This is a genomic window from Sphingopyxis sp. DBS4 (assembly GCF_024628865.1).
Taxonomy (GTDB): domain Bacteria; phylum Pseudomonadota; class Alphaproteobacteria; order Sphingomonadales; family Sphingomonadaceae; genus Sphingopyxis.
On sequence record NZ_CP102384.1, the window covers coordinates 1652417 to 1676285 of the forward strand.

The 23869-nt window shown below is 66.2% G+C and carries 28 protein-coding genes; 17 read left to right on the top strand and 11 right to left on the bottom strand.

Going from position 1 to position 23869, the window contains the following annotated elements; genetic code table 11:
* Positions 1-34: 34 nt before the first annotated feature.
* From trpB to purB, 5 genes are all read right to left on the bottom strand, one after another.
* Positions 35-1246, bottom strand: coding sequence for a tryptophan synthase subunit beta (gene trpB, locus NP825_RS07680; RefSeq protein WP_257550072.1), 1212 nt, complete (start codon positions 1244-1246; stop codon positions 35-37).
* Entirely contained in the window at positions 1243-1872 is a 630-nt protein-coding gene (locus NP825_RS07685; RefSeq protein ID WP_257550075.1) for a phosphoribosylanthranilate isomerase, read from the bottom strand. The genes trpB and NP825_RS07685 overlap by 4 nt, the downstream gene beginning before the upstream one ends.
* Positions 1873-2010: 138 nt before the next feature.
* Positions 2011-2685, bottom strand: coding sequence for an orotidine-5'-phosphate decarboxylase (gene pyrF / locus NP825_RS07690; RefSeq protein WP_257550077.1), 675 nt, complete (start codon positions 2683-2685; stop codon positions 2011-2013).
* The gene (locus tag NP825_RS07695; protein ID WP_257550080.1) at positions 2682-3032 is read right to left on the bottom strand and encodes a LapA family protein; all 351 of its coding nucleotides are present in this window, start codon (positions 3030-3032) and stop codon (positions 2682-2684) included. Before NP825_RS07695 ends, pyrF begins: the two co-directional genes overlap by 4 nt.
* An 82-nt stretch (positions 3033-3114) precedes the next feature.
* Complete coding sequence (purB, locus tag NP825_RS07700; RefSeq protein WP_257550082.1) at positions 3115-4425, bottom strand: adenylosuccinate lyase; 1311 nt, start codon at positions 4423-4425, stop codon at positions 3115-3117.
* A gap of 195 nt (positions 4426-4620) precedes the next feature.
* Here purB and NP825_RS07705 point away from each other — a divergent pair, with 195 nt between their 5' ends.
* A complete protein-coding gene (locus tag NP825_RS07705) occupies positions 4621-4890 on the top strand; it encodes a hypothetical protein (RefSeq protein ID WP_257550084.1) in 270 nt (89 codons plus the stop codon).
* A gap of 15 nt (positions 4891-4905) precedes the next feature.
* The gene (locus tag NP825_RS07710; RefSeq protein ID WP_257550086.1) at positions 4906-5364 is read left to right on the top strand and encodes a calcium-binding protein; all 459 of its coding nucleotides are present in this window, start codon (positions 4906-4908) and stop codon (positions 5362-5364) included.
* Between the two features lie 69 nt (positions 5365-5433).
* Here NP825_RS07710 and rnk read toward each other — a convergent pair whose 3' ends face one another.
* Both rnk and radC read right to left on the bottom strand, forming a co-directional pair.
* A complete protein-coding gene (gene rnk, locus NP825_RS07715; RefSeq protein WP_257550087.1) occupies positions 5434-5850 on the bottom strand; it encodes a nucleoside diphosphate kinase regulator in 417 nt (138 codons plus the stop codon).
* A gap of 218 nt (positions 5851-6068) precedes the next feature.
* Positions 6069-6746, bottom strand: coding sequence for a DNA repair protein RadC (gene radC / locus NP825_RS07720; RefSeq protein ID WP_257550088.1), 678 nt, complete (start codon positions 6744-6746; stop codon positions 6069-6071).
* 210 nt (positions 6747-6956) lie between these two features.
* On the opposite strand from radC, the gene NP825_RS07725 reads away from it, so the two are divergent.
* The 8 genes from NP825_RS07725 to NP825_RS07760 all read left to right on the top strand — a co-directional run bounded on the left by NP825_RS07725 (position 6957) and on the right by NP825_RS07760 (position 13512).
* A complete protein-coding gene (locus NP825_RS07725) occupies positions 6957-10112 on the top strand; it encodes a YdbH domain-containing protein (protein ID WP_257550089.1) in 3156 nt (1051 codons plus the stop codon).
* Positions 10113-10159: 47 nt separating this feature from the next.
* The gene (locus NP825_RS07730; protein WP_257550090.1) at positions 10160-10321 is read left to right on the top strand and encodes a YnbE family lipoprotein; all 162 of its coding nucleotides are present in this window, start codon (positions 10160-10162) and stop codon (positions 10319-10321) included.
* 10 nt (positions 10322-10331) lie between these two features.
* Positions 10332-10733: a YdbL family protein gene (locus tag NP825_RS07735; RefSeq protein ID WP_257550091.1), complete on the top strand. Its 402-nt coding sequence runs from the start codon at positions 10332-10334 to the stop codon at positions 10731-10733.
* Between the two features lie 206 nt (positions 10734-10939).
* Entirely contained in the window at positions 10940-11275 is a 336-nt protein-coding gene (locus NP825_RS07740; RefSeq protein WP_257550092.1) for an AtpZ/AtpI family protein, read from the top strand.
* A 54-nt stretch (positions 11276-11329) separates the two neighbouring features.
* Positions 11330-12112, top strand: coding sequence for a F0F1 ATP synthase subunit A (locus tag NP825_RS07745; RefSeq protein ID WP_257550093.1), 783 nt, complete (start codon positions 11330-11332; stop codon positions 12110-12112).
* 39 nt (positions 12113-12151) lie between these two features.
* On the top strand, positions 12152-12382 hold the full coding sequence (locus NP825_RS07750; RefSeq protein WP_067108963.1) for a F0F1 ATP synthase subunit C: 231 nt from the start codon (positions 12152-12154) through the stop codon (positions 12380-12382).
* 106 nt (positions 12383-12488) lie between these two features.
* Positions 12489-12986, top strand: a complete 498-nt coding sequence (locus tag NP825_RS07755; protein WP_257550101.1) for an ATPase — start codon at positions 12489-12491, stop codon at positions 12984-12986.
* The gene (locus tag NP825_RS07760; RefSeq protein ID WP_257550103.1) at positions 12979-13512 is read left to right on the top strand and encodes a F0F1 ATP synthase subunit B; all 534 of its coding nucleotides are present in this window, start codon (positions 12979-12981) and stop codon (positions 13510-13512) included. Before NP825_RS07755 ends, NP825_RS07760 begins: the two co-directional genes overlap by 8 nt.
* A 232-nt stretch (positions 13513-13744) precedes the next feature.
* On the opposite strand, the gene NP825_RS07765 is transcribed toward NP825_RS07760, so the two are convergent.
* Positions 13745-14464 (bottom strand): SDR family oxidoreductase, encoded by a 720-nt coding sequence (locus tag NP825_RS07765; protein ID WP_257550105.1) that lies wholly within the window; start codon positions 14462-14464, stop codon positions 13745-13747.
* A gap of 69 nt (positions 14465-14533) precedes the next feature.
* Here NP825_RS07765 and uvrC point away from each other — a divergent pair, with 69 nt between their 5' ends.
* From uvrC to NP825_RS07800, 7 genes are all read left to right on the top strand, one after another.
* On the top strand, positions 14534-16468 hold the full coding sequence (gene uvrC / locus NP825_RS07770) for an excinuclease ABC subunit UvrC (protein ID WP_257550107.1): 1935 nt from the start codon (positions 14534-14536) through the stop codon (positions 16466-16468).
* Between the two features lie 38 nt (positions 16469-16506).
* Entirely contained in the window at positions 16507-16899 is a 393-nt protein-coding gene (locus NP825_RS07775; protein ID WP_257550109.1) for a PaaI family thioesterase, read from the top strand.
* Positions 16887-17624: a DNA repair protein RecO gene (gene recO, locus NP825_RS07780; protein WP_257550111.1), complete on the top strand. Its 738-nt coding sequence runs from the start codon at positions 16887-16889 to the stop codon at positions 17622-17624. The genes NP825_RS07775 and recO overlap by 13 nt, the downstream gene beginning before the upstream one ends.
* 172 nt (positions 17625-17796) lie before the next feature.
* On the top strand, positions 17797-18843 hold the full coding sequence (gene leuB / locus NP825_RS07785; RefSeq protein WP_257550113.1) for a 3-isopropylmalate dehydrogenase: 1047 nt from the start codon (positions 17797-17799) through the stop codon (positions 18841-18843).
* Positions 18844-18856: 13 nt separating this feature from the next.
* Positions 18857-20065 (top strand): PLP-dependent aspartate aminotransferase family protein, encoded by a 1209-nt coding sequence (locus NP825_RS07790; RefSeq protein WP_257550115.1) that lies wholly within the window; start codon positions 18857-18859, stop codon positions 20063-20065.
* A gap of 17 nt (positions 20066-20082) precedes the next feature.
* On the top strand, positions 20083-20484 hold the full coding sequence (apaG, locus tag NP825_RS07795) for a Co2+/Mg2+ efflux protein ApaG (RefSeq protein ID WP_257550117.1): 402 nt from the start codon (positions 20083-20085) through the stop codon (positions 20482-20484).
* Positions 20481-21272: a LysR substrate-binding domain-containing protein gene (locus NP825_RS07800; RefSeq protein ID WP_257550119.1), complete on the top strand. Its 792-nt coding sequence runs from the start codon at positions 20481-20483 to the stop codon at positions 21270-21272. The genes apaG and NP825_RS07800 overlap by 4 nt, the downstream gene beginning before the upstream one ends.
* Before the next feature lie 110 nt (positions 21273-21382).
* Here the strand turns inward: NP825_RS07800 and NP825_RS07805 are convergent, their stop codons facing one another.
* Genes NP825_RS07805 through NP825_RS07815 form a run of 3 tightly spaced genes read right to left on the bottom strand, consistent with a single transcriptional unit; the run spans position 21383 to position 23798 of the window.
* On the bottom strand, positions 21383-22702 hold the full coding sequence (locus NP825_RS07805; protein ID WP_257550121.1) for a class A beta-lactamase-related serine hydrolase: 1320 nt from the start codon (positions 22700-22702) through the stop codon (positions 21383-21385).
* Positions 22702-23277: a hypothetical protein gene (locus NP825_RS07810; RefSeq protein WP_257550123.1), complete on the bottom strand. Its 576-nt coding sequence runs from the start codon at positions 23275-23277 to the stop codon at positions 22702-22704. Before NP825_RS07810 ends, NP825_RS07805 begins: the two co-directional genes overlap by 1 nt.
* Positions 23274-23798 (bottom strand): RNA polymerase sigma factor, encoded by a 525-nt coding sequence (locus NP825_RS07815; protein ID WP_257550125.1) that lies wholly within the window; start codon positions 23796-23798, stop codon positions 23274-23276. Before NP825_RS07815 ends, NP825_RS07810 begins: the two co-directional genes overlap by 4 nt.
* Positions 23799-23869 lie beyond the last annotated feature (71 nt).

Consider the following 23869-nt stretch of genomic DNA (forward strand, 5'->3'; position numbering starts at 1 on the left):
CTTCGCGGGGGAACACCATAGGTCGGGTTGCCAATTAGAGCTTTACTCCCAGCGCATCGGCGACGGTGAAGATGTCCTTGTCGCCACGCCCCGAGCAATTGACGATGATGATCTTGTCCTTGCCCAGCGTCGGAGCGATGCGTTCGGCGGCGGCGATGGCATGCGCCGACTCCAGCGCCGGAATGATCCCTTCCAGCTTGGTCAGCTTCTGGAAACTCGCGAGAGCTTCTTCGTCGGTAACGGGCTCGTAGCGGACGCGGCCGATCTCGTGCAGCCAGCTATGTTCGGGACCGATGCCCGGATAATCGAGGCCCGCCGAGATGCTGTGCGCCTCCGTGATCTGGCCGTCCTCGTCTTGCAGCAGATAGGTCTTGTTGCCATGGAGAATGCCGGGGCGCCCGCCCGCGAGGCTGGCGGCGTGCTTGCCGTCGAGGCCTTCGCCCGCTGCTTCGACGCCGACGATCTCCACCTCGGGATCGTCGAGGAAGGGGTGGAAGAGGCCGATCGCATTCGATCCGCCGCCGACCGGGGCGATCAGCATGTCGGGGAGGCCGCCTTCGGCTTCGAGAATCTGTTCGCGCGCCTCGTTGCCGATCACCGACTGGAAGTCGCGGACGAGTTCGGGATAAGGATGCGGGCCGGCGACGGTGCCGATGATGTAGAATGTGTCGTGGACGTTCGCGACCCAGTGGCGCAGCGCTTCGTTCATCGCGTCCTTGAGCGTTTTCGCCCCGCTCTCGACCGCTACCACCTCTGCGCCGAGCAGTTTCATGCGGAACACGTTCGGCTGCTGCCGCGCGACATCGACTGCGCCCATGAAGATGGTGCAGGGCAGGCCGAACAACGCCGCGACGGTCGCGGTCGCGACGCCATGCTGGCCCGCGCCGGTTTCGGCGATGATCCTGGTTTTGCCCATCCGCTTCGCGAGCAGAATCTGGCCGATGCAATTGTTGATCTTGTGCGCGCCGGTGTGGTTGAGATCCTCGCGCTTGAGGTAAATCTTCGCGCCGCCGAGCTGCTCGGTCAGCCGCTCGGCGAACCACAACGGGCTCGGGCGGCCGACATAATGTTTCAGCAGATAATCGAACTCAGCCTTGAACGCCGGATCGGCCTGCGCGGCGCGATAATGGCGTTCGAGGTCGAGGATCAGCGGCATCAGCGTTTCGGCGACATAGCGGCCGCCGAACTGGCCGAAATGGCCGCGCGCGTCCGGCTGCGTGCGGAGGCTGTTGGGTGCGTGTGTCATCGTCCCGTCGCTTTAAGGAAAGCCGCCATCTTGTCCACATCCTTGACGCCCGGCGCGCTTTCGACGCCCGAGGAGACATCGACGAGCGGCGCGCCGGTCTCGGCGACCGCCTGCGCGACGTTCGCGGGAGTCAGTCCGCCCGCGACGCCCCAGTCGATCGTGTGACGATGGTTCTTGAGCAGCGACCAGTCGAACCGCGCGCCGGTGCCGCCGGGCAGCGCCGCGGCGGGCGCGTCGAACAATATGCGGTCGGCGGCGCCGTCATATTTGCGGATGCGTTCAAGCGTACCCGCGTCGGCAAGGCCGACCGCCTTCCACACCTCGGCGGGAACCAGCCGCTTGACCGCCGCGAGCCATTCGGGAGTCTCGTTGCCGTGAAACTGGATGATGTCGGGGCGCACCTTGCTCAGCGCTTCGCCGGTGAGCTGCTGCGAGGCATTGACGAGCAGCAGCGCGACCTTGACCTTGCCCTCTGCGCGCTGGCGCAGCTCGGCCGCGGTCTTCAGATCGACGTGACGCGGGCTCGGCTCATAATGGACCAGGCCGATATGCGTCGCGCCGAGGCGGATCGCGGCGTCGAGCGTTTGGGGGGTCGAAAGGCCGCAGATTTTGACGAGTGGGGGCATGAACATTCCGGCGCATTGAAAAGCTGTGCGCTCCCGCGAAGGCGGGAGCCCATCTCCTGTCGGTTCCAGGTTGAGCCGGCCGGTGATGGGTCCCCGCCTTCGCGGGGACACGCGGCCCTGTCAACGCATAGGGTGAGCTTAAAGCGTCGCCTCGATTTCGCGCGCGGCGAGGTCGGGGTCGGTCGACTGGCTGATCGGGCGGCCGACAACGAGGATCGAGGCGCCGTCGGTCATCGCCTGCGCCGGCGTGACGACGCGCTTCTGGTCGCCCAGCTTGCCGTTCGCGGGGCGGACGCCGGGGACGACGAAGAAGCCGCCGGGCCATGCCTTGCGCGCCGCTTTCACTTCCTGCCCCGAGCAGACGATGCCGTCGAGCCCGGATGCGCGCGCGAGTTCCGCGAGGCGAACGACCTGGTCGTGCGGATTGCCGCCGACGCCGATGTCATCCAGGTCGGGCGCGTCGAGGCTGGTCAGCACGGTGACGCCGATGACCTTGGTGGCGGTTCCCGCCGCCGCCTTCGCTTCCTCCATCATCGCGCGGCCGCCCGCGGTGTGGATGGTCAGGATCGCGGGTTCGAGCGGGCGCAACGCCTGAATCGCCTTGGCGACGGTGTTGGGAATGTCGTGCAGCTTGAGGTCGAGAAAGATCGGCAGGCCGAACTTCGCCATCTCGTGCACGCCATGATGGCCGTTGGCGCAGAAGAATTCGAGGCCGAGCTTCAGCCCGCCGACATGATGCCGCACCTTCTGCGCCAGCGTCAGCGCGGCGTCGAGGTGCGGAGTGTCGATGGCGAGATAGATGGGCGATGTCATGGCTTGTCCGTCGGGAAGAGGTCGGTGGGGGCGGGCGGAACGTCGTTCACCGGCGGCGTCGCGGAAGCGGGGACGGGTTCGACCGGACGATTGGCGAGCGCGCGCATGTCGGCAAGCTGCCGCTCGCTGCCGTCGAGGCGGCGCTTCAGCGACCATCGCGTCGTGCGCAGCGCCACCCACATCGGCACCGCGCCGATCAGGAAGGAGGCGAGAATGACGAGCGGCATCTTGGTTTCAGCTTCCCAGCCGGGCCAGATGGTCACCGTCACGACGCGCCAGTTCGCCATCGCGAAGATGACAAGCACGGCGGTCAGCAAGACCCAGATGATCGTCCGCAGGATTCCCACTTGGCTTGCTCCTCCGTTGGGCTTTGGACGACCCTATGCCAGAATGTCGCGGGTTTCCAGCCCTTCGCCGGGATGAGCGGCATCAGCCGAACACCCGGTCGAAGATCGTGTCGACATGCTTCATATGATAGCCGAGGTCGAACAGCGCGGTCAGTTCGTCGGAGGGCAGCTTCGCGGTTACGTCGGCGTCATTCTTGAGCAGGTCGAGCAGCGACAGCTTTCCGTCGCTTTCCCACACCTTCATCGCGTTGCGCTGGACGAGCGCATAGCTGTCCTCGCGGCTCGCGCCCGCCTGTGTCAGCGCGAGCAACACGCGCTGCGAATGGACGAGGCCGCCCATGCGATCGAGATTCTTCTGCATCCGTTCGGGATAGACGAGCAGCTTGTCGACGACGCCGGTCAGCCGCGCGAGCGCGAAATCGAGCGTGATCGTCGCGTCGGGGCCGATGAAGCGCTCGACCGACGAGTGGCTGATGTCGCGTTCGTGCCACAGCGCGACATTTTCCAGCGCCGGGGTGACGGCGCTGCGCACCATGCGCGCGAGCCCGGTCAGATTCTCGGTCAGCACCGGATTGCGCTTGTGCGGCATCGCCGACGAGCCCTTTTGGCCGGGGGAGAAATATTCCTCCGCCTCCAGCACCTCGGTGCGCTGGAGGTGGCGGACCTCGACCGAAAGCCGCTCGATCGACGAAGCGACGACGCCCAGCACCGCAAAGAACATCGCGTGGCGGTCGCGCGGGATGACCTGCGTCGACACCGGCTCGACGGTCAGGCCCAGCTTCGCCGCGACATGCGCTTCGACGCGGGGGTCTATATTGGCGAAGGTGCCGACCGCGCCCGAAATCGCGCAGGTCGCGATCTCGGCGCGTGCGGCCTGGAGGCGGAGCTTGCAGCGGGAAAATTCGGCATAGGCCTCGGCCAGCTTCAATCCGAAAGTGACCGGTTCGGCATGGATGCCGTGGCTGCGGCCGATCGTCGGGGTCAGCTTATGCTCGTAAGCGCGGCGCTTGATCGCTTCGAGCAGTGCGTCGAGGTCGGCGAGCAATATGTCGGCCGCCTGGCTGAGCTGCACCGCAAGGCAGGTGTCGAGCACGTCCGAACTGGTCATGCCCTGGTGCATGAAGCGCGCCTCATCGCCGACATTTTCGGCAACCCAGGTCAGGAAGGCGATGACGTCATGCTTGGTCACCGCCTCGATCGCGTCGATCGCCGCGACGTCGATCGTGGGACCCGTCGCCCACCAGTCCCAGAGCGCCTTCGCGGCCGATTTCGGGACGACGCCCAGTTCGGCGAGTGCGTCGGTCGCGTGCGCCTCGATCTCGAACCAGATGCGGAACCGATTCTCCGGTGACCAGATCGCGGTCATTTCCGGTCGGGCATAACGGGGAACCATCGGATTTCCTTTTCAATTTTGGGGCGACATCGCAGAATCCGTTCGGAAACGCGATGGGGCGCCCCCTAGCAGGGACGGGCGGTTTCGCCAATCGCCCGCCGTCCGCAACTTTCAGCAAATTGGGCGGGTTGCTTTCTTGCCCCTTTGGAAAAGTCGGCAGGTCCGGACCGGTCCCGCCGCAACAGGAGTGAAGTGATGCTTAAATATGTGCTTTTGATCGGTGCCGCCGCTGTCAGCTTCCCCGCCCTTGCGCAGACGGAACCCACCGGCGATCAGCCGGCGCCGACCCAGTCGGAACCCCCGGCGGAACCGACCACGACGACCGATCCCGCCCCGGAACCCGACCAGAAAGCGGATACCGAAAAGGCGCAGCCCGCCCCCGACAGCACGACCACGCCGGCGCAGGATCCGGATTCGGACAAGCAGGATGAGCCTGCTCCCGAACCCGAATCGCCGCCGCAGTAAACAGGAGATTTCATCATGCTGAAGCATATGCTTATCATCGGCGCTGCCGCCGTAAGCATGCCCGCCTTCGCGCAGGAAACCCCGCCTGCCGACCCCGCGGCGCCGCCGCCGACCGAACAGCCGGACCCATCGACGACCGCGCCGACCCCGGCCCCCACGCCCGAAAGCACGCCGCCTGCCGGCGACGCGACGGCGCAGCCCGCCCCCTCGGGAACGGCCGCAACTCCGGCGCAGATCGCGCAGATCGTGAACAGCGAGTTCGCATCCTATGATGCGGACAAGAGCAACGACCTCAACCAGGAAGAGTTCGCGGCCTGGATGAAGAAGCTGCGCACGGCGACCGAACCGTCTATCGATCCCGAATCGGAACAGGTCAAAACCTGGATCGGACAGGCGTGGACGGCAGCCGACGCCGACAAGTCGGGCGCGGTCAGCAAGGAAGAGCTTACCGGCTTCCTGACCCGCGGCGCCTGATAAAGGCCCGTCACGCGGCGCACGATACGGCCGCTGGAGCGATCCGGCGGCCGTATTGCTATGACTGGTTCAACCGGCGGTTGCGGGCTGGACGACGCCGACGACCGACAAGGTGCGCTCGTGCCCGTCGCGGTCGGGCCAGCGGATCGACTGCCCCTGCCGTAACCCGATCAGACCGGCGCCGACGGGGGTGAGGATCGAGACCCGGCCCGCCGCAATGTCGGCCTCATGCGGATAGACGAGCTGGACCGTCCGGGTTTCGCCACTGGCCTCATCGACGAATTCGACTTGGCTCGACATGGTGACGACGTCGCGCGGCATGGTCTTCGCGCTATGGACTGTCGCGCGCACGATCTCATCGCTGAGTAGCGCACTGACCTGGGGCATGCGCTTTTCGACGCTGACGGCCAGGTCCGCCAGGGCATCGGCCTCGGTATCGATCATATGGATGGAGGGCCGCCGGCGCGGTTTGCTTTGGGTCGTCATGGTGCAGGCTTTCCACAAAGGGGGAGGGGTGGGAGCGCCGCGCGCTGCACCACCCGATAAAAATGGAAATTTCGCCCCGGGTCTCGGGGCGCGACGCACCGGAACCCGGGGCTAGATGCCCGCGAGAAGCTGACCCCCGTGAAAACGGAATCGAAGATGGCGGTGCCGATTCTGCATCCGCCGATGATGTCGCACCCGCCCCGGTAAGTAAAGCCGGATCAGATCAGGCCCATCGCGCGCAGGCTGCGATAATCAGACCCGCCGACGATGATATGGTCGTGAAGGACGATGCCGAGCTTTCCGGCTGCTTCGGCGATATCACGGGTGATCGCGATGTCCTGCCGGCTCGGCTCGGCGTTTCCGCTCGGATGATTATGGACGAGGATGATCGCCGCGGCGCCGAGTTCGAGCGCGCGCTTGACTACCTCGCGAACATAGATTGCCGACTGGTCGATCGATCCTTCGCTCGCCACCTCGTCGCGGATCAGCATGTTACGCGAATTGAGGTAGAGGACACGGACCCGCTCGATATCGATCGGCCCCATGTCGGCGCGCAGCCAGTCGAGCAGCGCGTCCCAACTCGACAGCAGCGGCTTGTCGTGCAGCGCGCCCTTCAGCATCCGCAGGCTGGACGCCTGCACGATCTTCAGCGCCGCGACCGCGCTGTCGCCCATGCCATCGACGCGCCGCAGCACATCGGGATCGGCGCTGATCAATTGCGCGAGCGAGCCGAATTCGCGGAGCAGCGCCTTCGCCAGCGGCTTGGTGTCGCGGCGCGGGATCGCAAGCGCGAGCAGATATTCGACCAGCTCATAATCGGCCATGCTTTCGGGCTCGCCGAGCAGCCGCGTCCGCAGCCGCGCGCGATGTCCCGCATGATCTGGCGCCTCCCCCATCGATGTTGGCATAACCAGCTTGTGGGGCGCACTCAACGGCCATAAGGTTTGCTGCCTATGGCAACGTCCTTATTTCCGGAGCCAAATGCGCCAATTCGGCGTTATTTGTCGGAACAGGGTCAGCCCGCCGGGGCGCATGAGGAACGAATATCAGCGTCATGACGTCATCGGCCGCTTTGCCTTTCCCGTCTCGATCCGCACGGCGCGCTTATGGCTGATGCGGATGACAACCCGCCGCCGAGGCCGCACAAGCGAACGATCCTGTTCAAGAAGCGCTGGCTGACCGCGGGCGCGGTCGTCGCGCTTGCGGGCGTGTTGTGGCTCGCGCGCGAGCCGATCGCCGATCGGGTCATCCGCGACCAGCTCGACGATCGCGGCATTCCGGCGCGCTATACGATCGACGCGATCGGTTTCCGGCGCGAGCGCCTGTCGAACCTCGTCATCGGCGACCCGGCGCGGCCCGATCTGACCGCGAAAACGGTCGAGGTCTCGCTCGGCTATGGTCTTTCGGGCCCCTATGTGGCGGGGATTCGCGCCGATGGGGTGCGACTCTACGGTCGGTTCGTCGACGGACAGATATCGCTTGGCTCGCTCGACAAGTTTCGCGATCCGACCGACACGACGCCCTTCGCCTTGCCCGATCTGTTCGCCGAACTCACCGATGCGCGGGCGCGGGTCGAGACACCGTGGGGCAATATTGGCGCGGCGCTCAATGGACGCGGCAACCTCCGCCGCGATTTCACGGGAAAGCTGGCCCTTGTCGCACCCGATCTCGCGGCGGCGGGGTGCGAGGTCGCAGGCACGACCTTCTATGGCGCCGTGCGCGTGCGCGATGTGCGGCCCAGCCTATCGGGGCCTTTGCGCGCGAAAACGCTCCGCTGCGTGGACGGCAGCGTCACGGCGGCATCGCCGCAAATCGCGCTCGACCTGTCGTTGTCGGAGAATCTGCAAAGCTGGAAAGGCAGCGCCGATGCTGCGCTTTCCCGGCTGGCGGCGGGATCGGTAATCGCCGACCGGCTCGGCGTGAAAGCTGGCTTTTCGGGCACCGCCGACCGCACGACCCTCTCGGTCGATGCCGAGATGGCGCGGCTGCGCGGCATCGGCTTTGCCGCGCAAAGCGTGACCCTCGACGCCAAGGGCACGGTCGGACGCGCGGCACCTGCGATCGAAGGCCGCGTCGCTTTCGCCCGTGCGAGCGGCAGCGAAGCGCTGCGGCGCACGATCGCCGACGGCGCGAAAGCCGCCGACGGCACGCCGCTCGGCCCACCAGCGAAGCGCGCCGCGGCGGCGCTCGCCCGGATGCTGGCCGATGTCGGCGGCACCACGCGCTTCGCGCTCGCAGGTGAGGGACAGAGCGCGCGGATCGAACTGATCGCGCCCGAGATCGCCGCCGCCAGCGGCGCGCGCATTGCCGGCGGCTCCGACAGCCGTATCGCCTATATCTTCGGAACACCGACGCCCGCGGTCACGATGCTGGGAAGCTGGGCCTTCGGCGGCGGCGACCTGCCCACGGGATCGCTGTTGCTCGATCGCCGCAGCGACGGCGTGATCAGCGGGCTCGCGCGCTTCGAGCCCTATGGCGCGGAGGGCTCGCGGCTTGCGCTCGCGCCCGTCCGCTTTTCGGGCAATGGCGGCCTGCTGCGCTTTTCGACGCGTGCCGAACTGTCGGGGCCGCTCCCCGGCGGTCGCGTCGAACGGCTGACCGTGCCGCTGAGCGGCGCACTGTCGGGCACCGGCGCACTGGCGCTCGATGGCGGCTGCACCCGTGTCGGCGCCGAGCGCATTGCCATTTCCGGTTTCAGCCTTGGCCGCACCGGCATCGATCTGTGCAGCCGCCCCGGCGCGCCGCTGCTCAGCGCCGGGCCAAACGGATTGCGCGGAGCCATCCGCATTCCTTCGCTCGCGCTCCGCGGGGCAAGCGGTTCGTCGCCCTTCGCCTTCGACGCGCGCGGCGCCGAGGTCGATCTCGCTTCGCTGCGCTGGGCTGTGGCGCTGGCCGACGTCCGGCTCGGCGAGGGCGACAGCGTCACCCTTTTCGCCGCTAATCGGATCACGGGCCGACCCGGAGCGGGCGGCATGACGGGCGACCTCGCCGGCGCCAGCGGCAAGATCGGCGCGGTTCCGCTCAACATGAGCGAAATTGCGGGCCAATGGCGCTATGTGGGCGGCGCACTGACGCTCGATGGCGGCCTGCTGCTGACCGACGCGGCGGCGCCCGCACGCTTCGCGCCTCTGATCAGCAACGACGCGAACCTCCGCTTCGCGAACGGCGTGATCGAAGCGACGGCGGGATTCAGCGAGCGCGAGAAGGGGGTCAAGATACTCGACACGGTGATCCGCCATCGCCTTGCGGACAGCACCGGCGGCGCCGACCTGATCGTCAAGGAAATCCGCTTCGACGATCATTTCCAGCCCTCCATGCTGACCCCGCTGGCGCTCGGCGTCGTCGCCAATGTTCAGGGAACGCTGGTCGGCGACGGTCGGATCGACTGGACGCCCGACGGCGTCACCAGCCGCGGCACTTTCGCGACCGCCGATACCGATCTTGCCGCCGCGTTCGGCCCGGTCACCGGGCTGACCGCGACGCTGAGCTTCGACGATCTGATCGGCCTCCATTCGGCGCCGGGGCAGACAGCGTCGATCAAGGAGATCAACCCCGGCATCCCCGTCGTCGACGGCACGATCGACTATCAGCTCATCGGCGGCAACCGCGTGCGCATCGAGGGCGGGCGCTGGCCCTTTGCGGGCGGCGAGCTGCTGCTGCACCCCGCGACGCTCGATTTCGCCGCCGACCAGCCGCGCCGGCTCAGCTTCGATGTCGTCGGGGTCGATGCCGCCACCTTCCTCCAGCAGTTCGGCTTCGACAATATCAACGCCACCGGCAAGTTCGACGGGACGCTGCCGGTCGAGTTCGACGGGCTGGGCGGCCGCGTCGTCGGCGGCCGCATCGATGCGCGCTCGGGCGGCGGCACGCTCGCCTATATCGGCGAATTGTCGAATCACAATCTCGGTACGATCGCCAATTTTGCCTTTGGTGCGCTACGCAGCCTCAAATATGACGATCTGACGATCATTCTGAACGGGGATCTCGACGGGGAAATGGTGACCGATATCCGCTTCGGCGGCGTGGGGCAGGGCGAGGGCGCAACGCGCAATTTCCTGACCAAACAGATCGCGAAGATCCCGCTGGTGTTCAATATAAAGGTCACCGGGCCCTTCCGCCAGTTGGTGACATCGGCCAAGGGATTTTATGACCCGTCGGTCTGGATCGAGCAGAATTTGTCGAGATTGATAGAAGAGCAGGAGGCGGCGACATCCGGCGCCTCTCCAACCGTTCAGCCCCCAGAAAGCGAGCCCGTGCGATGAAGAGCAGAACAAAGGAAGCAAGGAGGCCGGGTATCGGCGATCGGTGCATGATCATGGCGGGAGCGGCGATGCTGGGCGGCTGCGTCCAGATCGCGACCCCCGACAAGCCGATCGAGATCAACCTGAATATCAACATCAAGCAGGAAATCGTGTACAAGCTGGATGGTGATGCCAAGAAGCTCATTGAGCAGAATAGCGGCATATTCTGACGAGATAGGAATGATAATGGTGAAACAGTGGAAACCGGCGGGATGGGCGATGGCTGCGATTGCGGCGACGACGGCGGTCGGTCTGATCGTGCCCTCGGCGATGGCGCAGCGCGATCCCGCCTATGAGGCCGCGCGCTCGGCCGGACAGATCGGCGAGGAGCCCACCGGCTATCTGGGTTTCGTCTCGACCCCGACCCCGGCGGTGCGTCAGCTCGTCACCGACATCAACATCAAGCGCAAGGCCGCTTACACCAGCGGAGCGCCGCAGGGCAGCACGGTCGAGCAGTTCGCTTTCGTCACCGGCTGCAACCTGATCGCCAAGACGAAGCCGGGCGAGAAATACAAGGCGCCCGACGGCCGCTGGCTGACCCGCGACGCAAGCCCGCCGGTGCGCGATACGCGCTGTCCGTAACGAGATGATCTACAAGGCGGCTTCCGGGCCGCATATGCCGCCGCGCCCCTAAACGCGGCGGCATTTTTGTGCGGGCAGCAGAAGCATTGACTTCGCGGGGCGGCATTCCTAAACGGGCCGCGCCTTAGGGGTCTCCCGAATTTTCGGGCCTTTTTTCGCGGGCGGAATCGGAATATTCCGGTTTTGTTTCAGGAGGATGGCGCAAGATGACGGAGAATGGCAGCGATCCGGAACACACTTCGGAGGATTCGCGCCTGGTCTCGCTCGAACAGCGATTGGACCGGGCCGAAGCCGCAGAAGCGAAGCGGAGCGGGGTCAATCCACCCGAAGCCGACGCCAATTACCGGCTCGGCAATCGGGTATTGGCCGAATTGCTGGGTGGTTTGCTCGGCGGGGCGTTGATCGGATGGCTGATCGACCGTTTCGCCGATACTTCGCCTTGGGGTTTGTTGGGGATGTTGGCCCTCGGGATCATCGTCGCCTTCAGGAACATCTTCCGGATCGCCAATGCGGCCTCGCGCGGCAAGAGTGGTTCGGAATAGGTCAGGTTCAGCCCGGCGGCGCAAGGCGCCGGGACGTATTTTGGAGTGACGCGCGTGTCCGCTGAGGCCGGTAAATTCGACCCGATGCACCAGTTCACCGTCGAACCGATCGCGAAGCTGTTCGCGGTCGACGGACGCGAAGTGTGGCTGACCACCAGCGCAGTCTGGATGGCCGCTGCGGCGATCCTCCTCTGGGTCTTCATGCTCGGCGGCATGAAGCGGCAGCTCGTTCCGGGCCGCTGGCAGATGGCGGTCGAAGGCTTCACGGGCTTCATCTCGTCGATGATGTCGACGAACATCGGATCCGAGGGGCGCAAATATACGCCCTATGTCTTCTCGCTCTTCATGTTCATATTGTTCTGCAACATTCTGGGAATGGTGCCTTTTGCGCTCGGCGGGCTGCATCCGCTGACGGTCACCAGCCACTTCACCATCACCGGCGTGCTTGCGGTTCTCTCCTTTGCGATCGTGCTCGTCGTCGGCTTCTGGCGTCACGGCCTGCATTTCTTCTCGCTCTTCGTCCCGCACGGTACGCCGTGGCCGATGATCCCGTTCATCGCGCCGATCGAGTTCGTGTCGTTCATGGTGCGCCCGTTCAGCCTCGGCCTGCGACTCTTCGTCGCGATGACCGCCGGGCACGTCCTTCTCGAAGTGTTCGCCAACTTCATCGTCCAGAGCTCGGGCGCCGGTGCCGCGATCGGCCTGCCGGTCGGCCTCGCCAGCATGGCGCTGATGATCGGGATCAGCGCGCTCGAACTGCTCGTCGCGGGCATCCAGGCCTATGTTTTCGCCCTGTTGACCTCGCTCTACATCAACGACGCGGTCAATCTTCACTAATCGTTTCAAATCCTATAGTTAGAATAAGGAGTTAATTTCATGGACGCACAAGCAGCGACGCTCATCGGTGCCGGTCTCGCCGCGATTGGCGCCGGCATGGCCGCGATCGGCGTGGGCAATGTCTTCGGCAGCTTCCTGGAGAGCGCGCTGCGCAATCCGGCGGCGGCCGACGGCCAGCAGGGCCGCCTGTTCATCGGCTTCGCCGCCGCCGAACTTCTCGGCCTGCTGTCGTTCCTGATCGCCATCCTTCTCTATCTGAAGGCGGCCTGACACCGGCGCCGCGCCGTCCGGTTCAGCCGGACGCGCGGCGGCTTATGCGATGCGCCGTTCCAGCGGGGATGGCGCACCGGTTTCGTCGTCAATCGGAAGAAATAACATGCCACAGATCAATCAGCTGGCGGAGAACTGGTATCTCGCCTCGCAGCTCTTCTGGCTCGCGCTGATTTTCGGCGCGGTCTTCGTGGTGATCGGTCTCGGCATGTATCCGAAGATCGAGGCCACGGTCGATGCGCGCGACCGCAAGGTCGCCGACGACCTCGCGGCCGCCAAGGCGGCGCATGCGCGGGCGGATGATCTGGAAAGCCAGTATCGCCAGCAGAACGACGCCGCGCGCGCCGGGGCGCAAAAGGCGGTGCAGGACGCAAAGGACAAGGCCGCGCGTGACGCCGAAAAGCGTCTCGCCAAGATCGACGCCGAACTGTCCGAGAAGATGACGGCCGCCGAGGCCGACGTCGCGGCGGCGCGCAAATCGGCGATGGCGGAAATCGAATCGGTCGCGGCCGAAGCCTCCGCCGATCTCGTCGCCAAACTGTCGGGCGTGAAGGTCGCGGCGGCGGATGCCAAGGCGGCGGTGAAGGCGGTGCTCCATGGTTGAACTGATCCTGTCCGAAGCGGCGCACGGCGCCGAGCCCGCGGGCACGCTGTGGTCGTCGCCGAGCTGGTGGGTCGCGCTGGCGATGACGATTTTCTTCGTCGTCCTGATCTGGAAAAAGGCGCCCGCCGCGATCGGCGCGATGCTCGACGGCAAGATCGCCGCGATCGCGAAGCAGCTCAGCGAAGCCGAACAGCTTCGCCTCGACGCCGAATCGCTCAAGGCCGAATATGAAGCCAAGCTCGCCCGCGCGGCGAAGGAGGCCGACGAGCTGCGCACCCGTGCCGAAACCGAAGCCGAAGCGCTCGTCGCCAAGGCCAAGGCCGACGCCACCGCGCTGATCGCGCGCCGCAAGCAGATGGCCGAGGACCGCATCGCTGCGGCCGAAGCGCAGGCGCTGACCGAAGTCCGCACCGCGGCGACCAAGGCGGCGACCGAAGCGGCGGCGAAGCTGATCGCCGACAAGCATGACGCCAAGGCCGACAAGGCGCTGGTCGACAATGCCATCGCGGCGGTCGCCAAAGGCTGAGCCTTCCGACATCGCTGAAACAAGGCGCCCGCGGATATCCGCGGGCGTTTTGCTGTGTGCGGGACGCGATGTCGGCTATCGGCTGATAAGCAACATTCTGCCTCTCCCCCTTCGTCATTCCCGCAAAAGCGGGAACCCAGAGCGTGCGTCGGCTAACCCCACACTGGGTTCCCGCTTTTGCGGGAATGACGAAGGTTGAGAAATACCGTTTCCTGAATAGAGCGGCCGCCCGTCAAAACCGCAGCATCACCCGCCGCGCCAGCGCCGGCGAGATGCTGTGCACGAACTGCAACAGCTTGACCATCCCGGCATTGACCTCGCGCCGGCCGGTGCGGATGCCGTGGACGATTTCCGCCGCGCAATCATGCGCGCTCATCTTCTTGCCGCCACGGCCCGCCGTCATGCTGGTTTCGACCACCGGCGGCAGCGCTTCGATCACCCGGACATTGCTGTCCTTCAGCAGGTGCCGGATCGCCTGCGTATAGCTGCGCAGTCCCGCCTTGGTCGCGCAATAGACCGACCCGCCCGCGCGCGGCGCGATGGCGAGGCCCGAGGTGACGTTGACGATCGCCGCTTCGGGCTGCGCGCGCAGCACCGGCAGCAGCCGCGTGCAGAGCGCGATCGGCGCGTCGAGATTGGTGCGGATGCAGTGCGCGGCGCTGTCGAGCGTCTCGGGCTTGTCGAGCTCATAGTCGCTACCGACCCCGGCATTGTTGATGAGCAGCGCGAGCGGCTTGCCCGCGACGCCGTTCACGACCGCGTCGACGCCCGCCGGGGTCGAAAGATCGCCCGCGATCGTCCCGAAACCCAGCCCTGCCATCGCCCGCAATTTGTCGGCCGAGCGCCCGGTGACGATCACCTCGGCGCCTGCGCCCTGCAATTGCAGCGCGATCTCACGCCCGATCCCGTCGCTGCCGCCGGTGACCAGCGCCAGCTTTCCGCTTATGTCCATAGCGACCCCTCCGATGTTTTCCCGCGCGCACTATGGCGGGGCGCATCGCCTTCGCCTACATGCAAATTCATGGTTCGCCCCAACGCCCCCGACAGATTCAACGAGGAAAAAGCCACCTATGTGGTCCGCGGCGAAGGCGAGGGCGCCGACAAGCCCGACCTCGAGCGCGGCGCCGAGGCGATTCGCAGCGTCGTGCGCAAATTGCCGGTGCGCCCCGGCGTCTATCGGATGCTCGATGCGCGCGGCGAGGTGCTCTATGTCGGCAAGGCGCGCGCGCTCAAGAACCGCGTCACCAATTACACGCAGGTCGCGCGGCTGCCGCAGCGGCTTCAGCGGATGGTCGCGCAGACGCGCGCGATGGAAATCGTCACCACGACGAGCGAGGCCGAGGCGCTGCTGCTTGAGGCACAGCTCATCAAGCGTTACCGTCCGCCATACAATGTCCTGCTGCGCGACGATAAGAGCTTTCCCTTCATCCTGCTCCGCATGGACCATGATTTCCCGCGCGTGCAAAAGCATCGCGGCGCGCGGCGTGCGAAGGGGCGCTATTACGGGCCGTTCGCCAGCGCTGGGTCGGTGCATCGCACGCTCAACGCGCTGCAAAAGACCTTCCTGCTGCGCAGTTGCACCGACAGCTTCTTCGCTAACCGCTCGCGGCCGTGCCTGCTCTATCAGATCCGCCGCTGCTCGGCGCCGTGCGTCGATCGTATCGGCAAGGCGGATTATGCCGCGCTGGTGAGCGACGCGCAGGATTTCCTCGAAGGCCGCTCGACCGCCGTCCAGAAGCGCCTCGGCGACGCGATGACCAAAGCGGCCGAGGCGATGGATTTCGAACAGGCCGCAGTACTCCGCGACCGGCTGAAGGCGCTGACCTTCATCCAGGGCAGCCAGTCGGTCCACGCCGACGGGCTCGGCGATGCGGACGTGTTCGCGCTCGCCGCGAAGGGCGGGCAGCTCTGCATCGCGGGTTTCTTCATCCGTGGCGGGCAGAATTGGGGGCATCGCAGCTTCTTCCCTGCGCACGTCGCCGGCGTGCCCGAGGAGGAGGTGATGGCAAGCTTCCTCATGCAATTCTACGAGGGCGTGCCACCGCCAAAGCTGATCCTCGTTGACCGCGAGCCCGACGAAAGCGCGCTGCTCGCCGAGGCGCTGGGCGAGACGGCGGGACGTAAGGTCGAGATCAGCGTGCCCCAGCGCGGCAACCGCAAGCGCCTGCTCGACCAGGCGGTGCGCAACGCGGGCGAGGAACTCGACCGGCGGCTCGCCGAAAGCAGCAGCCAGGCAAAGCTCGGCCGCGAACTCGCCGATCTGTTCGATCTGGAGGATGCGCCGCAGCGCATCGAAATCTACGACAACAGCCATATCCAGGGCACCAACGCCCTCGGCGCGATGGTGGTCGCGGGCCCCGAAGGCTGGATCAAGGGCGCCTATCGCAAGTTCAACATCAAGCGCGCCGAGACCCAGCCGGGCGACGATTTCGCAATGATGCGCGAGGTGTTCCAGCGCCGTTTCGCGCGCGCGCTGGAAGAAGACCCCGAGCGGACCAAGGGCGAATGGCCCGACCTCGTCCTGATCGACGGCGGCAAGGGGCAGGTGTCGGCGGTTTCGGCGGTGTTCGCCGAACTCGGCATCGACGATCTGCCTTACGTCGGGGTCGCGAAAGGGCCCGACCGCAATGCGGGGCGCGAGACCTTCTATCTGCCCGACGGTCGCGAATTCACCTTGCCGACGAACAATGCGGTGCTCTTCTACATTCAACGGCTGCGCGACGAGGCGCACCGCTTCGCGATCGGCGCGCACCGGCAGAAACGCGCGAAAGCGATGGGAAGCTCGCCCCTCGACGAGGTGCCGGGAATCGGCCCGGCGCGCAAGAAGGCGCTGCTGATGCATTTCGGCACCGCCCGCGCGATCCGCGGCGCGAGCCTGGAGGATTTGAAGAAGGCGCCGGGCGTCAGCGCAGGCGTCGCGCAGGCGGTGCATGATTTCTACAATCCGGGCGGCTAACCGTTCGCCGGAAAAACAGGACAAAAGGGAGAGGACAGATGGATTTCACCGCGATGATGCCGCTGGCCGGAACATTGGGCGTCACCATCCATGAGGGGAGCAAGGATTGTGTCGCGGGCAAGCTCCCGGTGCGCCCTGACATCTGCACCGCGGGCCATATCGTCCACGGTGGCGCGATCATGGCCTTTGCCGACTGTCTCGGTGCGGTTGGCGCCTTTCTGACGCTGCCCGAGGGCGCGAGCGGCACGACGACGATCGAGAGCAAAACCAATTTCCTTGGCGGCGGCCCGGTCGGATCGGTGCTCGTCGGCGAAGCAACCCCGGTCAAGATCGGCAAAAGGCTGTCGGTATGGCAGACGCGCATCCGCACCGAGGAGGGCGCCGACGTCGCGCTGGTGACCCAGACGCAGATGGTGCTTTGGCCGTCCTGACCACCGAGGCGATCGTCTGCGCGGTGCGGGCGCATGGCGAGCATGGCGCGATCCTGCGCGCACTGACGCCGCAGGCGGGGCTCGTCGCGGGCTATGTGCGCGGCGGGCGCTCGCGGCGGCTGCGGCCGATCCTGATGCCGGGCAATGCAATCGCGCTCGAACTGCGCGCGCGCACCGAGGATCAGCTCGGCGGTGCGACGGCCGAACTGCTGACGAGCCGCGCCCCCTTGCTCGCCGAACCGCTGGCGGCGGCGGCGATCGACTGGGTAACCAGCCTGACCGCCGCGACGCTGCCCGAAGGCCAGCCCTATCCCGCGCTGTACGTGGCGCTGGCCGCCGTCCTCGACGCGGTCGAGGTGGCGCCCTCGGCGCGGCAATGGGCCGCGGCGCTGGCGCGCTACGAATTGCTGCTGCTCGCCGAACTGGGTTTCGGGCTGAACCTGGAGGAATGCGTCGCGACGGGGGCGGCGGACGATCTCGCCTTCGTCAGCCCCCGGTCGGGAGGGGCGGTCAGCACGGGCGCGGCCGCGGGCTATGAAGAGCGATTGTTTCGCCTGCCGCCCTTCCTGCGCGGCCACGATAGCAATCCATCAACGGAAGACGTCCTCGACGCGCTGGCGATCACCGGTCACTTTCTCGACCGCGACATCATCGACGGGCGAAACCGCGACTTGCTCACCGTAAGGGAAAGATTGGTCACCCGACTGGGCAGGGCGGTTGCGTGACTCGCGGTCGCTGTCTAGAGCGGCAGCGTCTTTGGGTATCAAGTCCCGTGCTCCCGCGAAGGCGGGAGCCCATCTCCGGTAGGCTCTATATGGAACCGGCAGATGATGGGTCCCCGCCTTCGCGGGGACACGGTGCCTCAGATGCTCCTGCTGCTTTCGAAAGGGCGACATTTTGAACATCCTGCTGCTCGCTGGCGACGGTATCGGTCCTGAGATCATGGCGGAGGCGGAGAAGGTGCTTGCGGCGCTGGCGCTGCCCGTCACGCTCGATCGCGCGCTCGTCGGCGGGGCGGCCTATGAAGCGACCGGCCACCCGCTCCCGCCCGAAACGCTCGCCAAGGCCAGGGCCGCCGATGCCATCCTGTTCGGTGCGGTCGGCGATCCGCGGTTCGACAATGTCGAGCGCCATCTGCGCCCTGAACAGGCGATCCTCGGCCTGCGTTCCGAACTCGGCCTGTTCGCCAACCTGCGCCCTGCCAAGCTGTTCGCGGGGCTGGAGGACAGTTCGGCGCTTCGCCCCGAAGTCGCCTCGGCGATCGACCTGCTGATCGTCCGCGAACTCAACGGCGACGTCTATTTCGGCGAAAAGGGTGCGCGCACCACCGCCAATGGCGAGCGCGAGGGTTATGACGTCATGGCCTATAGCGAAAGCGAAGTGCGGCGCATCGCCCATGTCGCTTTCCGTGCCGCGCAGGGCCGTCAAAAGCGGCTCTGCTCGGTCGACAAGGCCAATGTCCTCGAAACCTCGCAGCTCTGGCGCGACGTGGTGATCGAGGTTGCGGCCGACTATCCCGATGTCGCGCTGTCGCACATGTATGTCGACAATGCCGCGATGCAGCTTGTGCGCAACCCCGGTCAGTTCGATGTCGTCGTCACCGGCAACCTCTTCGGTGACATCCTGTCTGATCAGGCGTCGATGTGCGTCGGCTCGATCGGGCTCCTCGCTTCGGCGTCGCTGAGCGACGGCAAACTGGGCCTTTACGAGCCGATTCACGGCAGCGCGCCCGATATCGCGGGCAAGGGCATCGCCAACCCGCTCGCGATGATCCTGTCGCTCGCGATGCTGCTCCGCCATTCGGGCGGCGACGAAGCGAGCGCGGCGCGGATCGAGGCGGCGGTCGCGAAAGTGCTCGCGGGCGGCGCGCGCGGCGCCGATCTTGGCGGGACGATGAGCACGACGGCGCTCGGCGACGCGGTCGTCGCGGCTTTGAACGACTAGAGCGGACAGGCATATGAAGAAGAAAACGGGTTTCGATCGCGACACGACGCGGGGCTGGCACCCCGCGACGCAGGCGGTGCGCGGCGGCACCTGGCGCAGCGAGCATGGCGAGACGTCCGAAGCGCTCTTCCTGACCTCGGGCTACACCTATGAGAGCGCCGAGGAAGTCGCGGCGCGCTTCTCCGGCGACGAACAGGGCATGACCTATTCGCGCCTCCAGAACCCGACCGTCGCGATGCTCGAAGAGCGGATCGCGCTGCTGGAAGGGGCGGAGGCATGCCGCGTCCAGGCGACCGGCATGGCGGCGATGACGACTGCGCTGCTGTGCCAGCTTTCGGCGGGCGACCATATCGTCGCGGCGAAGGCTGCCTTCGGTTCGTGCCGCTGGCTGGTCGACAGCCTGTGCCCGCGCTTCGGGATCGAGACGACGGTCATCGACGGACGCGACAACGACGCATGGGAAAAGGCCATCAAGCCGAATACCAAGGTCTTTTTCTTCGAAACGCCTGCGAACCCGACGATGGATATCGTCGACATGAAGCATGTCTGCGGCCTCGCCCGCGCGCATGGCATCACCAGCGTCGTCGACAACGCTTTCGCGACCGCGGTGCTTCAGCGCCCGATGGATTTCGGCGCCGACGTCGTCGCTTATTCGGCGACCAAGCTGATGGAAGGGCAGGGCCGCGTGCTTGCCGGGGCCGTCTGCGGCACCGAAAAATTCATCAACGATGTGCTGCTGCCGTTCCAGCGCAACACCGGGCCGAACCTGTCGCCGTTCAATGCCTGGGTGGTGCTCAAGGGGCTCGAAACGCTCGACCTGCGCGCACGGCGGCAATCGGAAAATGCCCTGACGGTCGGCAAGGCGATCGAGGGACGCGTCGCCCGCATCCTCCATCCGGGACTGGCGAGCCACCCGCAGCATAATCTGGCGATGAGCCAGATGGACGATTGCGGCCCGATCTTCTCCTTCGTCCTCGATGGCGGCGCGGCGCAGGCGATGGCGTTCCTCAACGCGCTCGAACTCGTCGACATCAGCAACAATATCGGCGATGCGCGCAGCCTTTGCTGTCACCCATGGACAACGACGCATTACGGGGTCAGCCCCGAGGCGCGGCTCGACATGGGGGTCGAGGAAGGGATGCTCCGCATCAACATCGGGCTCGAGGATCCGCGCGACGTGATCGCCGATCTGGACCAGGCATTGACCAAGGTCGGGCTTTGAGCGACGCTAGGGTGGAGATGATCGACTCTTTCTTCCCTTTTGCGGCGACCACGGGGCCGATCACCGTGCGCGTTTCGGTGAGCTATCTTCCCGAACAATCGCATCCGGCGCTCGGCCGCTGGTTCTGGGCCTATCATGTCCGGGTCGAAAATCACGGCGACGTGGCCGCGCAACTGTTGACGCGCCACTGGCGGATCAGCGACGGCCGCGGCCAGGTGAGCGAAGTTGAGGGGGAGGGTGTCGTCGGCGAGCAGCCGCTGATCGCTCCCGGCGGCGCGTTCGACTATGTCTCGGGCTGCCCGCTCCCGACTCCCGAAGGATCGATGGTCGGCAGCTATACGATGGAAATGGGCGACGGATCGCAGATGCTCGTCGCGATCCCCCAATTCCCGCTTCAGGCGCCCGCGACCGCATCATGAAACGCACCCATCTGCCCCTGAACGCCCTGCGCGTCTTCGATGCCGCTGCCCGGCACCTGAGCTTCACGCGCGCCGCCGACGAACTCGCGGTGACCCCCGCAGCGGTGGGGCAACAGATCCGCGCGCTTGAGGACATGCTCGGCGTCGTTCTCTTCCGCCGCACCCCCAAGGGACTTGAGTTGACCGGCGAGGCCGAGGCCGGGCTCGACGCGCTGCGCCAAGGATTCCTCCAGTTCGAGGAATCGGTTCGCGCGATGCAGGCGGGACAATCGTCGCAGTCGCTGACGATCGCTGCGCCGCGCGACCTGACCGCCAAATGGCTCGCGCCGCGGCTCGCGCGCTACAGCCAGCAGGCCCCTGACGTGCGCTTCACGCTCGTTTCGGCCGATGGCGGGATCGACTTCACCGAAGCGAACCTCGACCTCGCGATCTTCTGGACCGACGGCGCGGGCGAACATGAGGGCGTTCCGCTCGCCGAGCCTGCGATGGTGACCGTCGCCGGACCCGGCGCCGAAAGCGACACGCGGATCGCCTGGCCCGGCTGCCCCGTCGACGACGGCGAACCCGCGCTGCGGCTCGGCGATGCGGGGTTGGCGATCGATGCCGCCGCCAACGGCCTCGGCCTCGCCAACGTCCCGGCAATGCTCGCCGAAGCGGACATCGCGTCGGGCCGCGTCCGTCTGGTGCGCGAGGCTTTTGCGGTCAGCCGCGGCTATTGGCTCGTCGCCCCGACGCCGCAATGGCGGCAGGCGAAGGTCAAGGCGCTGGTCGCCGCGCTGACGGCATAATAGCAACAAGCGGTGTGTCCCCGCGAAGGCGGGGACCCATCTCCCGCCCGTTTCATCTCGCTCCATTCGGAGATGGACCCCCGCCTTCGCGGGGGAACAGGCTACGATGATTATTTCGCCGCCAGCGCCAGCAGGCGCGCCACCAGCCCCGAAAACACCGCCGTATCGACATTGGCGTCAGTGTTGTTCCAACTCGCGGTGACGACGAACCATTTGCCGTCGGCCTTGCGCTGCCCGAGCAGGCTCATCGACAGCACGCCATTTTCCGACCCACCCTTGTAGCCGAGATAGCGCCACGGCTCCGCTGCGACCGGCCCCAGGCCGTTGTTGATCGCCAGCGCCGCCATCACCTGCTCCGACCCGCGTTTCCTGAGGTCGATCATCAGCCGCGCTATATCCTCCGGCGATGAGAACCATTCGAGACTGTCGATGAAGCGCGGTCCGGCTGTGAAGCTGACGCCGTCAACATTGCCGAGGACCAGCTTGTCGGCGTTACCGTCGATCAGCTTGCGCTGCGCTGCATCGTCGGCTGCGACGAATTTCCCGCGCAGATCGGTGAAATTATTGCCCTTGAGCGCGAAAGCCTCGACCGTGGTCAGAAAGGGGATGTTGCGCGACGGATCGCTGTTGCCCGCCGCGCGCATCCGCGCTTCGATCGCATCGCGGCCGAGCAGATGGATCAGCGTGTCGGCGGCACCATTGTCGCTGACCGAGATCATCCAGTTCGCCAGCGTCTGGAGCGTGACCGGGGTATCCTTCGGCCAGTTCGCGGTCGCCGCCGAAGAGAAACTGAGGTGCGACAGCGGCACGACGTCGCTCCAGCGGCGCTTCCCGGCGGCGATCTGTGCCGCCAGTTCGTCGAGCACATAGAGTTTGAAGGTCGATCCGACCGCAAATTGCCGGTCGGCGTGCGTCGCGGCGACCGGGCGGAAGCTATCGTCATCGACCTCGGCGACCAGAAACCCCGTCATGCCGGGGAGCGCCGCGATCTCGTCCGAAACCCTCGCGAAACTGTCGTCGGCGACCGTGAAGCCGGTGATGCGAAGCCCGGTGACCCGCGCGTCGGGCGCTCCCCCCGCATCGAGCAGCACCGTCGCTACGCCCTTTTCGAAGCGCAGTTTCAAAGTGCCCGAATGCCCATCGGCCGAATGCGCGCCTTCGGCGGCGATCGCGCGGCCATATTGCGCGATGATCCCCGCGGTCATCGTCTTGAACTGGGCCTCGGGCACCGCGGCCTGAAAGGAGGGCGCGAAATAGGCGTCGAAGGCCATGTTGCCATTGATGACATCGACGAGCTCTGCCGCGCGGCGATCGAAAGCGCTATCCGTAGCGCTGGCCTCGACAGCCGCCGGTTGCTGGTAGGCAAGCGCGGGCCCGCCCGGCAGGATCGCTGCAGATGCGAGCAGGGTCGCGGTCAGAAAGCGGGGCATCAATTCTCTCCTTTGGAAGGGGCGGCGGCGTCCAGCCGGGCAATCTGGCGGCGCAGCATGGCCGCGCCACGCCGGTTGAGCAACCAGATGCCGAGGAACACCAGGGCATGGACCGCCACCAGCGCCACGAAGCCGAATGGCGAGAGGCTGGGTGCCAGCCCCGCGAGAAAGACGGCCAGACCGGGAATCAACGGCGCCAGATACCAGCGTCCGACCCGCATCAACATATGTTCCTCGGTGACGAGCCGGGCGCGGTAATAGGTGCGGATATCCCCAGCCTCGGCGCCCGGATCGGGCTGTGACGTCCGGCGCGCGAGCTGCCGGCCAGCGACCAGCGCACCTGCGATGATGAGAAGGCTGCCGGTCTTGAGCCAATATCCGGGCAGAAATGCCGCATAGAGCGCGAATATGACGGTGACGAGGCCGACCGCGATGTATTCGCGGCGATTGCGCCGTGCGATGCCGTCGCTCAACGTGCCGGCACGGCGCTTGATCTCGGCAAGCGGCAGCGCCGCGATCCCGGCATCGCCGCTCTGCCACAGCGCGCGCAGGCGCCGGTCGTCGGACGGGTTCATGCACAGCCTCCCTCGCGCGCGAAGCGGCGCGTCAGCATGGATTTGAAGCGGTGGATGCGTGTCGCCGCTATGTCGGCGGTGACGCCGGTGATCGCGGCGATCTCGGCACCGGCGACGCCTTCCAGGTAAAGAAGCAATATCTGGCGGTCGGGCGGATCGAGCCGCTCGACGATCGACAGGACCAGCGCCATTGCCTGTCCGCTTTCGGCGGCATCGAAGGGCGAGGGGGCGGCATCGGCAATCTCGATGTCGTCGAGGCTCGCCCAGCCGGGCGCGTTGCGGCGGCGGTGCGCCAGCATGTGCGATGTCGCGCGATTATGCGCGACGCGCCACACCCAGGTGCTCAGCGCGCAGCGGCCGTCGAAATGGGCGAAGCTCTGCCACAGCGCGACCTGCACATCTTGCTCGAGGTCGCGGCGAAGATCGGGGTCAGCCTCATAGCCGCGCGCCATGCGGGCAAGGGCGGGCCCGAAGCGGTCGATTGCCTCGGCAAAGGCCCGGTCCTGTTCGGCTTCGTCCACGCCATGCTCCGAAATTTCGTGTCGCATAGCCTATTAGTCGGCGGCAACAGGAATTTCTGACGCGGCGTCGC